The 10055-nt window shown below is 63.1% G+C and carries 11 protein-coding genes; 7 read left to right on the forward strand and 4 right to left on the reverse strand.

Annotated features, from left to right (window positions below; genetic code table 11):
• The 5 genes from EOA78_RS33650 to EOA78_RS33670 form a co-directional block, all read left to right on the forward strand.
• The coding region (locus EOA78_RS33650; RefSeq protein ID WP_164784061.1) for an RNA methyltransferase at window positions 1-638 on the forward strand (638 nt) is incomplete at its 5' end.
• A gap of 8 nt (window positions 639-646) precedes the next feature.
• On the forward strand, window positions 647-1147 hold the full coding sequence (gene lspA / locus EOA78_RS33655) for a signal peptidase II (RefSeq protein ID WP_127319838.1): 501 nt from the start codon (window positions 647-649) through the stop codon (window positions 1145-1147).
• Between the two features lie 52 nt (window positions 1148-1199).
• On the forward strand, window positions 1200-2189 hold the full coding sequence (locus tag EOA78_RS33660) for an MDR family oxidoreductase (protein WP_127319840.1): 990 nt from the start codon (window positions 1200-1202) through the stop codon (window positions 2187-2189).
• Between the two features lie 111 nt (window positions 2190-2300).
• On the forward strand, window positions 2301-4589 hold the full coding sequence (locus EOA78_RS33665) for a PAS domain-containing hybrid sensor histidine kinase/response regulator (RefSeq protein WP_127319842.1): 2289 nt from the start codon (window positions 2301-2303) through the stop codon (window positions 4587-4589).
• Between the two features lie 164 nt (window positions 4590-4753).
• Window positions 4754-5641 carry a GNAT family N-acetyltransferase gene (locus tag EOA78_RS33670; RefSeq protein ID WP_095520256.1) on the forward strand — a complete coding sequence of 296 codons (888 nt, stop codon included), beginning with the start codon at window positions 4754-4756 and terminating at the stop codon, window positions 5639-5641.
• A gap of 106 nt (window positions 5642-5747) precedes the next feature.
• On the opposite strand, the gene EOA78_RS33675 is transcribed toward EOA78_RS33670, so the two are convergent.
• Window positions 5748-6380, reverse strand: a complete 633-nt coding sequence (locus tag EOA78_RS33675; protein ID WP_127319852.1) for a trimeric intracellular cation channel family protein — start codon at window positions 6378-6380, stop codon at window positions 5748-5750.
• Window positions 6381-6455: 75 nt separating this feature from the next.
• Window positions 6456-7091 carry a nucleotide exchange factor GrpE gene (gene grpE, locus EOA78_RS33680; protein ID WP_127319844.1) on the reverse strand — a complete coding sequence of 212 codons (636 nt, stop codon included), beginning with the start codon at window positions 7089-7091 and terminating at the stop codon, window positions 6456-6458.
• Between the two features lie 238 nt (window positions 7092-7329).
• Between grpE and EOA78_RS33685 the strand changes: the two genes are divergently transcribed.
• Window positions 7330-7566 carry a hypothetical protein gene (locus EOA78_RS33685; protein WP_127319846.1) on the forward strand — a complete coding sequence of 79 codons (237 nt, stop codon included), beginning with the start codon at window positions 7330-7332 and terminating at the stop codon, window positions 7564-7566.
• A gap of 149 nt (window positions 7567-7715) precedes the next feature.
• The gene (locus EOA78_RS33690) at window positions 7716-8738 is read left to right on the forward strand and encodes a fatty acid desaturase (RefSeq protein ID WP_127319848.1); all 1023 of its coding nucleotides are present in this window, start codon (window positions 7716-7718) and stop codon (window positions 8736-8738) included.
• A gap of 44 nt (window positions 8739-8782) precedes the next feature.
• Here the strand turns inward: EOA78_RS33690 and EOA78_RS33695 are convergent, their stop codons facing one another.
• A complete protein-coding gene (locus EOA78_RS33695; RefSeq protein WP_127319850.1) occupies window positions 8783-9403 on the reverse strand; it encodes a DJ-1/PfpI family protein in 621 nt (206 codons plus the stop codon).
• Between the two features lie 137 nt (window positions 9404-9540).
• Window positions 9541-10055 (reverse strand): DUF934 domain-containing protein (locus EOA78_RS33700; protein ID WP_164784062.1); only part of this gene is annotated, 515 nt, incomplete at its 5' end.

Genomic DNA, 10055 nt, shown 5'->3' on the forward strand with positions numbered 1-10055 from the left:
TCGAAAAGGCCGCGGCGCGCACGGTTGCCGCCGGCGGCACCGTGCTCGAAGTTTCGGAAAAAGTGCTCGTCGCCATCACCCGCCGCGATAACCCGCAAATGGTGGTCGGCGTCTTTTCGCAGAAGTTCCTGCCGCTGAAGGACATCCGCGCTCGAGACGGCGACGTCTGGGTGGCGCTCGACCGCGTGCGCGACCCAGGCAATCTCGGCACCGTCATCCGCACCGTCGATGCCGTTGGCGCCAAGGGCGTCATACTGGTCGGCGAGACCACCGATCCTTTTTCCGTCGAGACCGTGCGCGCCACCATGGGCTCGATCTTCGCCGTGCCGGTCGCCAAGGCGACGCCGGACGCCTTCCTCGCGTGGCGAAAAAGCTTTCCTGGCCTCGTTGCCGGCACACATCTGAAAGGTGCGGTCGATTACCGCTCGGTCGACTTTTCCGAAAGCCCGGTGCTGCTGATGATGGGCAACGAACAGCGGGGCCTGCCCGAAAGCCTAGCCGAAAGCTGTGACAGATTGCTGCGGATTCCGCAGGCCGGCCGGGCCGATTCGCTCAATCTCGCGGTTGCCACCGGTATTATGCTTTTCGAGATCCGGCGCGGCGCGCTGAAACTTGCCCCGGAGGACGCCAGACCGTGATATCCCAAATGGTGAAATCTCAAACGGCAAAATCGTGGTTCCCCTACATCCTGCTGGTCGCCGCCGCGATAGCGCTCGACCAGTGGGTGAAATATCTGGTCGAGACCGGCCTCGCCTTCCAGGAAAAGCTCGATCTTGTGCCGTTCCTGGCATTGTACCGCACCTACAACACCGGCATTGCCTTCTCGATGTTTTCGTCCTTCGGCGACACCGGCCTGGTGGTCATCGCCGCTTTCGTCGTCGCATTCGTGCTCTATCTGGCGGCGCGCACCCCGCCCAGCCACGTGCTTACCCGCATCGGCTTCGCGCTGATCGTCGGCGGCGCGCTCGGCAATCTGTTCGACCGCGCTACCTATGGTCACGTGATCGACTACATCCTGTTCCACACCCCGGTATGGTCCTTTGCCATCTTCAACCTCGCCGATGCCTTCATCGCGGTCGGCGCGGTGGTGGTCGTCTTCGACGAACTCATCGGTTGGCGGCGCGAGGCCAAGCCCTCAAGCGATTGACCTGGCCTTCTGCCGCCATACAGTGCCCCTTCGAGAAGCCCGAGGAGAAGACATGCCCGAAACCTTCAAAGCCATCCTCGTTTCGCGCGACGCCGAGAAGAAACAGTCGGTCGCGGTGACCGACCTCACCGAGGCCGACCTGATGGAAGGCGATGTCACCGTCGCCGTCGAGGCGACGACGGTGAACTACAAGGACGGGCTCGCCATATCAGGCAAGGCGCCGGTGATCCGCCGCTGGCCGCTGGTGCCGGGCATTGATTTCGCCGGCACCGTCATCTCGTCTTCCCATGCCGACTGGCGCAAGGGGGACAAGGTCATATTGAACGGCTGGGGCGTCGGCGAAACGCATTTTGGCGCCTATGCCGGGCGCGCCCGAGTCAAGGGCGACTGGCTGGTGCCGCTGCCTCAGGGCATGAGCCCGCATGATGCCATGGCGATCGGCACCGCAGGCTACACCGCCATGCTTTGCGTCATCGCGCTGGAACGGCACGGCATCGTGCTCGATCGCGGCCCGGTGGTGGTGACGGGCGCGGCCGGCGGCGTCGGCTCGGTCGCGGTCTCGATCCTGTCCAGCCTCGGCTATCATGTCATTGCCTCGACCGGCCGCAGCGCTGAAAGCCCCTACCTGATCGACCTGGGTGCTGCGGAAGTGATTTCGCGCGACGAGCTTGCCCAGCCGGCAAAGCCGCTCGCCAAGGAACGCTGGGCCGGCGGCGTCGATGCGGTCGGCAGTCACACGCTGGCCAACGTCCTTTCGATGACCTCCTATGGCGGCGCCGTCGCCGCTTGCGGCCTTGCAGGCGGCATGGATCTGCCGGCGAGCGTCGCCCCGTTCATCCTGCGCGGCGTTTGCCTGCTCGGCATCGATTCGGTGATGGCGCCAAAGCCGGTCCGCATGGAGGCGTGGCGCCGCATCGGCACGGACCTCGACCTCCAGAAGCTCGCCAGCCTGTCCACGACCATCGGCTTTGACGGCATCATCGACGCCGCGCACGACATCGTCGAGGGCAAGATCCGTGGCCGCGTAGTGGTGGATATGTGAGTTCTGGCGCCTGCCGTTTTTGCACGAAAGAAAGGCAAAAAACCGCGCGACCGATAAAATTCGAACGATCGGCCGCAATTTTCCATAATCTCTGTCTGGCAAGGATTCCGCATGATCACGGAATCCGGCATCAGAGAAACAGAGAGCGCCGAAAGCGTCGACGAGATCGGCCCGGAGGCGCCAAGGCGGCAGCATATCGCAGCGCCGCCACTGGCGCCCGAACTGCCCGCCGCCAATCGCGAAGGCCTGCCGTTCCTGACGCTCGTCGGCATCGTCGTGCTGGCAGGGCTGTCGCACCTGACCGGCGCGCCGATCTTCATCACCGTTGGCCTCTTGGCGACTGGCATGGCCGGTCTCGCCTTGCATCTGCGTGCCAGGCGCACGGAGCGTCGCACGGTTGCCATCCTTGGCGAGACCGCAGCTCGCAGCCGCGCCGAGGTCGAGACCCTGGCCGACCGCATGTGGGAGATGCAGGAGAGCGAGGAACGCTTCCACGGGCTGATCGACGCGCTTGGCGATCTCGTCGTCCACCGCGACCGTAACGGCCATATCGTCTATGCCAACAAGGTTTTCGCCGATCTTGTCGGAGCCGACCAGCGCGATCTTGCCGGCAGGACCCTGGCCGAACTCGGCATCGACGTCGGCATCGTTCCCGATGCCGCTTTTTCCGACCACGAATGCCTGAGCTCCACCGACGTCGCCATTAGCACGCCGAGCGGCCCGCGCTGGTTCTCATGGATCGAACTGTCCGTGCGCGACAAGGAGAGCGGCGCCGTCTCGCATCGCGCCATCGCCCGCGACATTACCGCCCGCAAGCATGCCGAATCGTCGCTGATCACCGCCCGTGAGCGAGCCGAATATGCAAGCCAGGCCAAATCGCGCTTCCTCGCCACCGTCAGCCATGAGATCCGCACGCCGATGAACGGCATCATGGGCATGGCGAGGCTGCTGGCGGACACCAATCTCTCACCCGAACAACGGACCTATGTCGGCGCCGTCTCGACCTCGGCCAGCGCGCTGCTGGCGCTGATCGAAGATCTGCTCGACTATTCCAAGATCGAGGCCGGCCGCTTCGATCCCGAACCGCAGCCAATGTCGGTGCGCGAGATCGCCGACAACATCATCGAACTCTTGGCGGCGCGCGCCTTCGCCAAGAATATCGGCCTTGGCTGCCATGTCGAACCCGACGTGCCGCAGATGATCACCGCCGATCCGGGAAGGGTCAGGCAGGTGCTGCTCAACTTGATCGGCAACGCGATCAAGTTCACCGACAGCGGCGGCGTATTGGTGAGCATCGCTCGTACCCGCACCGAAACGACCGACCGCATATGCTTCACCGTCGCCGATACCGGTCCCGGCCTGCACGAGGACGATATGGACCGTATCTTCGAGGAATTCGAACAGGCTGATGGCACGTCGACCCGCGCGCATGGCGGCGCCGGGCTTGGTCTTGCCATCTCCAAGCGCCTAGTAATCGCCATGGGCGGCACGATTTCAGTTTCGAGCCGGCTCCGCCAAGGCTCCGAGTTCGTCTTCGAGATCCCTGCAATATCGGCCACCGAGCCGCCGCAGACCCGCCAGAATGTGCTGTCAGGGCTGCGCGCAGTGATACTGTCGAATAACGCCATCGAGGCCGACGCCATCGCCCGCACCATCCGCGCCAATGGCGGCAAGGTCGATCTGGCCGCGACCGCCGCGCAGGCAGCGTCCTTCGCAGAAGGCTGCGAAGTACTTCTGGTCGATGCGGCCATGGAGGAGGGCGACGGCAGATTGCTCAACCGCCTTCGCCAGAGCGGCTTTGCCGATTGCGAGGCGATCACGCTGATCGCGCCGACCGACCGCGGCATGCTTGGCGAGTTCCGCGCCAGCGGCTACGCCACTTTCCTGGCAAGGCCGGTGCGTGGCGAAACGTTGCTGCGCGTGCTTTTGACCCGCAGCGTACCTGCCCTCACCCAGCCACAGCCGGAAAAGCGCGGCGCACCATCCGTCCGCGCCATTGGCGGCCCCCAGCAGGGCCTGTCGGTGCTGATCGCCGAGGATAACGACATCAACGCCATGCTTGCCCGCGCCACGCTGCTGAAGGCCGGGCATCGCGTGAAAGTGGTCGGCAACGGCAAGGCCGCCGTCGAGGCCGTCACTGGCACCGGCCACAAGCACCGCTTCGACGTGGTGCTGATGGACCTGCATATGCCTGTCATGGACGGGCTGGACGCCATAGCCGCGATCCGCCGGCATGAGGAGGAAACCGCCGCGTTGCCGGTTCCGATCATGGTACTTTCGGCGGACAGTCAGGAAAAGACCCGCCACGCCGTGCTCGCCCATGGCGCCAGCGGCTTCGTCACCAAGCCGCTCAACCCCGACGCGCTTGTCCATGCGATCGAGGGCCACGTGGCCGCGTGATCCGCCGGCTGTCCTTCCTGACTTCCCTGCGTAACATAGCCGGTTGAAGGATTACCCAGCCGACGAAGTATTGCCCGCAGCACCGTATCACGGTACTGTCACAATCCTGTTGCACCTACACCGTATCCCCGTGCCAAGAGGGATGGCTCGAAGGAGAATCACTCGTGCATACAGTTATGCCGGAATGTGACGCTCGGCCGAACGCCAGCGGTGCTTTGCTCACCGGGCGGAACGTCGATGCCGTCACAAAAGGCGAAGCGCTCGGCCGTATCGGCAACCTCGAAGTGCGGCTCGCCCGCAACGAGGCCGAGATCGCCGCCGCGCAGGAAGTGCGCTACCGGGTGTTCTATGACGAGCTTGGCGCCAGGAAGAACCTGTTCCAGGTGCAGGACCGCCGCGACGCCGACCATTTCGATCCGCTTTGTGATCATTTGCTCGTCTTCGACACCTCGCTGTCCGGTCCCGAGCATCGCCGCATTGTTGGCACCTATCGCCTGCTGCGGCAGGAAATTGCGGCAGCGGCCGGCGGCTTCTATTCCGAGGGCGAATTCGAGCTGACCAATCTTATCGCCCGCCACCCCGGCCAGCGTTTCCTTGAGCTCGGCCGCTCCTGCGTCTTGCCGGAATACCGCTCGAAGCGCACCATCGAGGCGCTCTGGCAAGGTATTTGGGCCTATATCAATCATTACGGGATCGGCGTGATGACCGGTTGCGCTTCGTTCCACGGCACCGTGCCGGCGGCGCACGCCGAAGCGCTGACCTATCTCGCCCATCACTGCCGGACGAATTCGGCCTGGGACGTGCGTGCGGTCGCCGGGCGCTACTGTTCCATGGATCTGATGCCGATCGAGGCGGTCAACGCCAAGGCCGCGATCGCGGCGATGCCGCCGCTAGTCAAGGGTTATCTGCGCGTCGGCGCGCGCATCGGCGACGGCTGCGTCATCGACCGCGAATTCTCGACGGTCGACGTGTTCGTGGTGATGCCGGTCCAGGAGATCGGCGCCCGCTACGTCAACTATTATGGCGGGGAAGCCCAGCGCTTCGCCGCTTGAGATTCCAGGGGGTAGCGAATAGGAAGTAGCGAGTAGCGGGAGTTCCGCCAACTCGCTGCGGATTGTTGTCCCTATTCGCTACTCACTATTGCTACTCCTTCTCATTTCACGGAATATCTTCCGGTCGCCGACCAGGCCTGCTCTTGTAGGACGGAAAGGCCCAGCCGAATTTGAGCGCGCCGCCACGCACGCAGAAAGCAGCCATGAAGCCTGCCAGGCCCGAGGCGAGCGGGGGCAGCCCGGCGAAATCGCCAAGCGTGTAGAGAGCGGCGCCCGCAAGTGCTGCGGTAACGTAGATCTCCGGTCTCAACAGCACTGAAGGCTCACCGGTCAACAGATCGCGAAGAATGCCGCCAAGGGTGGCGGTGAGCATGCCGGTAACGATCGAAACGGCCGGCGAGCCGGTAATCGTCAGCCCCTTGGCCGCACCCATCACCGTAAAGGCGGCAAGACCGATGGCGTCTAGCCAGAGCAGCAATCTGTAGCGCGATTCGACGCGGTGCGCGCTGAAGAAGACCACGACCGCCACCGCCGCGCAGATCAGCACATAGTCGCGGTTTCCGACCCAGAACACCGGCACGTTGAGGATGACGTCGCGAAACGTGCCGCCACCGATGCCTGCGACGCTGGCCAGGAACAGGTAACCGATAATGTCGAGCTGTTTGCGCGAGGCGGCCAGCGCACCGGTCGCCGCGAAAACGGCGACGCCGGCATAGTCGAGAAGCTCGATTGGGTTCAAGGACATAGTGGAGTAAGGGAGTGGGTGAATAGGGAATATGAATAGCATGAAGCCGCACGATTGGTACGGACCTAATCACGCATCCTTCTCAGCTTGCTCATTCACAGGCCCTGGCTCGACCGGCGCTTCACCAGCCACATGCTTGGGACCGCCTTTGGCAACGCCGACCATGGCCGGCCGCAACACCCGCTCGCCGATCGAATAGCCTGGCTGCACGACCTGGACCACTGTGTTGGCCGGCACATCCGGATTGGGCACCTCGAACATTGCCTGGTGGAAATTCGGGTCGAATTTCTCGCCCTCCGGCTCGAGCTTCTTCACCCCGTGCCGCTCCAGCGCCGATAGCATGGCGCGCTCGGTGAGCTCGACACCCTCGATCAGCGCCTTGAAGCCGGCATCGCCCGACGCCTTGGCCTCAGCCGGAATCGCATCCAGCGCGCGTCGCAGATTGTCCGATACCGACAGCATTTCCCGGGCGAAATTGGCAACGGCGTAGGCACGCGCGTCGTGCACATCGCGGGCGGTACGGCGGCGCAGATTCTCCATCTCGGCCGCGACGCGGAGCGCGCGGTCCTTCAACTCGTCGTTTTCCTTCAGCAGCCGCACAAGCGCCTCGTAGTCGCCGTCGACGCTGCCTTCCGTATGTTCGGTAGCAGCCCCGGTCGTCTCGGCTTCATCGGGCGCGCGTTCGTCTTTTGCCTGGTCGCTCATCGCCGTTTCCCGTCATTTCGAATGATGTGGATTTTGTGCCCGATATCGAGGTTTGGCGGCCAAAAATCAAGGGGCAAGCGGTACTGAAGAGGCCGCCCGCCCTTCGACGACGCATCATGAAGACCTTTCGATATTAATTCAAATTTTACTGTAACCGCCGGCTTTGCTTGCCAAGATGCTGCGATGGGGGAACTATTCGTCTGCTGGAAGAGTTTCGAAGCCGACACAGGATTTTGAGATGACGACCCGCAACAACGGCGACCATAACAAGAATGGCGCCCGCAGCAACGACGAAAGACGTGAAAGGCTCGCGGCCGGCATCAGGCGCCAGTTCGGCACCGAGGCAACGACGCGCTTTCTGCGTGCGCTGCCGGCGTTCCGGACGGAGAACGACATTCCCGATCGTTTCAGGGAATTGCTCGACCGTCTGGACGGCATCGAGAGCAGCGTAGCCGCCGGTGGCCACCGGCGGTAGACCAACACATTCGCCTGTCGTTGCGCGCCGCCGGAACCCAAGCATGCCCTTCCACATTGCAGCACCTTGCGCGTCGCGCGACAATTACGCGCAGTAACTTGGCGTGATCCCTGCCTTGCGGCGACGGAATGGTCTGTCTATGATTCCTGATGAACATGATTTCCCCCGAAGCTGTGGCGAATAGCAAACGTGCCTGGTTGAAGATCCTGGCGCGCTACAAGAAACCTGACAGGCGGCGCAGCGCCGTCGAACTTGCCATCACCCTCGTTCCCTTTGCCACGCTATGGGCACTGTCCTCGGTTGCCTATGCCCATGGTCATTGGTGGGGTCTGATCCTCATCCTTCCGGCCGCCGGCTTTTTGGTGCGGATCTTCATGATCCAGCACGATTGCGGCCACGGTTCCTTCTTCGCCAACCGCACCGCCGACGACTGGATAGGCCGTGGGCTGGGCATCCTGACCTTGACGCCCTACGATTGCTGGCGGCGTGCCCACGCCACCCATCACGCCAGCGCCGGGAATCTCGATGAGCGCGGCACGGGCGATATCAAGACGCTGACTGTCGCGGAATATCGGCAAATGTCCTGGCGGGGCCGCCTTGCCTATCGTCTCTATCGCCACCCGCTCGTCATGTTCGGCCTCGGCCCCATTTGGCTTTTCATCTTTGAGCAGAGACTGCCGGTCGGCATGATGCGAGGCGGCCTCACGCCCTGGGTGTCGTCAATGGCCACCAACGTGGCCATCGCGGTCGCCACCGCCGCCCTCGTCTGGTTCGTCGGCTTCGAAGCGTTCCTGGTTGTCCATTTGCCCATCGTCGTTCTGGCCGGTTCCGCCGGCATCTGGCTGTTCTACGTCCAGCACCAGTTCGAAGAGACCGAGTGGGCAAAGGACTCCGAATGGGAGTTTCAGCACGCCGCCCTGCACGGCTCGTCCTATTATGACCTGCCGCCGGTGCTGAACTGGTTCACCGGCAATATCGGCGTCCATCACGTGCATCACCTCTCCGCCAAGGTGCCGTGCTATCGACTGCAGGAGGTCCTGAGGGACTATCCGGAACTGCGCGAAATCGGCCGCGTCACGCTTCTCGACAGCCTGCGCTGCGTCAAGCTGGCGCTATGGGATGAGAGCCGCAGCAAGCTGGTGTCGTTTCGCGAAGCGCGGATGACTGCGTAAACGCACCGCCGCACCACAGGTGCGGCGGTTTTCCAAGACCTGGCTCAAGCCGCCTTGCGTTCGTCGCGCATCAGGATCTCGCCGTGGCGGATCTCGGTGCCGAGCACCTTCAGACATTCGCGCATAAAGGCGGCGAGGCCCGGCCAACCCTTGGCCGATACCAGATTGCCGTCGACATGGGCGCCGGTCGGCGCGACATCGATGTAGGTGCCGCCGGCGAGCGTGACTTCCGGCTCGCAATACTGCAGCGCCGCGACTTCCCTGCCACGCAGCACGCCCTCGACCGCCATCAGGATCTGCGCGCCATGGCAGATGGTGAAGATCGGCTTACCGGTCTCGTGGAAATGCCGCACCAGCGCCTGCACGCGCTTGTCGATACGGATATATTCCGGGCCGCGCCCGCCCGCCGCATAGACGGCGTCGTATTCGGCCGGATTCACCTCGGAAAAGGTCTTGTTGAGGATGTAGTCGTGGCCGAGCTTTTCCGTATAGGTCTGGTGGCCCTCGAAGTCGTGCAGCGACGTCTTCAAGATATCGCCCGCCTTCTTGTCAGGGCAGACGACATGGACAGTGTGGCCAACCGCATGCATAGCCTGTTCAAAGACGAAAATCTCGTATTCCTCGCTGAACTCGCCAACGAGCATCAATATCTTCTTACCAGCCATTCCGGTTCCTCCCTTAGTGGCGACATTTATTTCGGATCACGAAATAATGAGCCTATCCTAAGGGCAGGGCACCGAAAATAAAAGACTGAATCTGCAAGGTGGTCCGACCAGATGCGGCGATCTGCTCGCGCCGGCGATCAGCCGGCGCGCACCCGCCGCCAGGAATATTTAGGGCCTTTGGCCTCCGGCTTCTCGGTCGGCTGATAATACAGCGGCAGGCCGCCGGTGCGGCCTTCCTCGAGCCGTTTCAAAAGCACCGGATGCGACACTTCGAACTCGTCGAAGCCGAGGCGCAGCATATGCGGGAGCTGGTCGACCAGAACCTGCCCGGTGGCGCGAACCGCGCCCTCGAAGTGGTAGCGGCTGCGCAGCAGTTCTCCCTTGGAGAAGGAACGGCCGTCACTGAAAGCCGGGAAAGCCAACGCCACCAGCGATATCTGGTCGAGCAGGTCGGCAATTTTTTCGAGTTGGTCACCGGGCTGAAGCAGCACGCCCAGACGTTCCTTTGCCGACCGGCGCACCGCTGGGTCGAGGTTGAGAAACGCCTGCAGCGGCAGGATGAAGCGGCCATTGCCGGACAGCACGTCGGCACTCTCGGCATGAGTCCACTCGTCCTCGCTAAAACCCTTCGGGGTCCAGAGGCGGGGAACGG

This window comes from Mesorhizobium sp. M5C.F.Cr.IN.023.01.1.1 (assembly GCF_003997585.1).
Lineage (GTDB): Bacteria > Pseudomonadota > Alphaproteobacteria > Rhizobiales > Rhizobiaceae > Mesorhizobium > Mesorhizobium wenxiniae.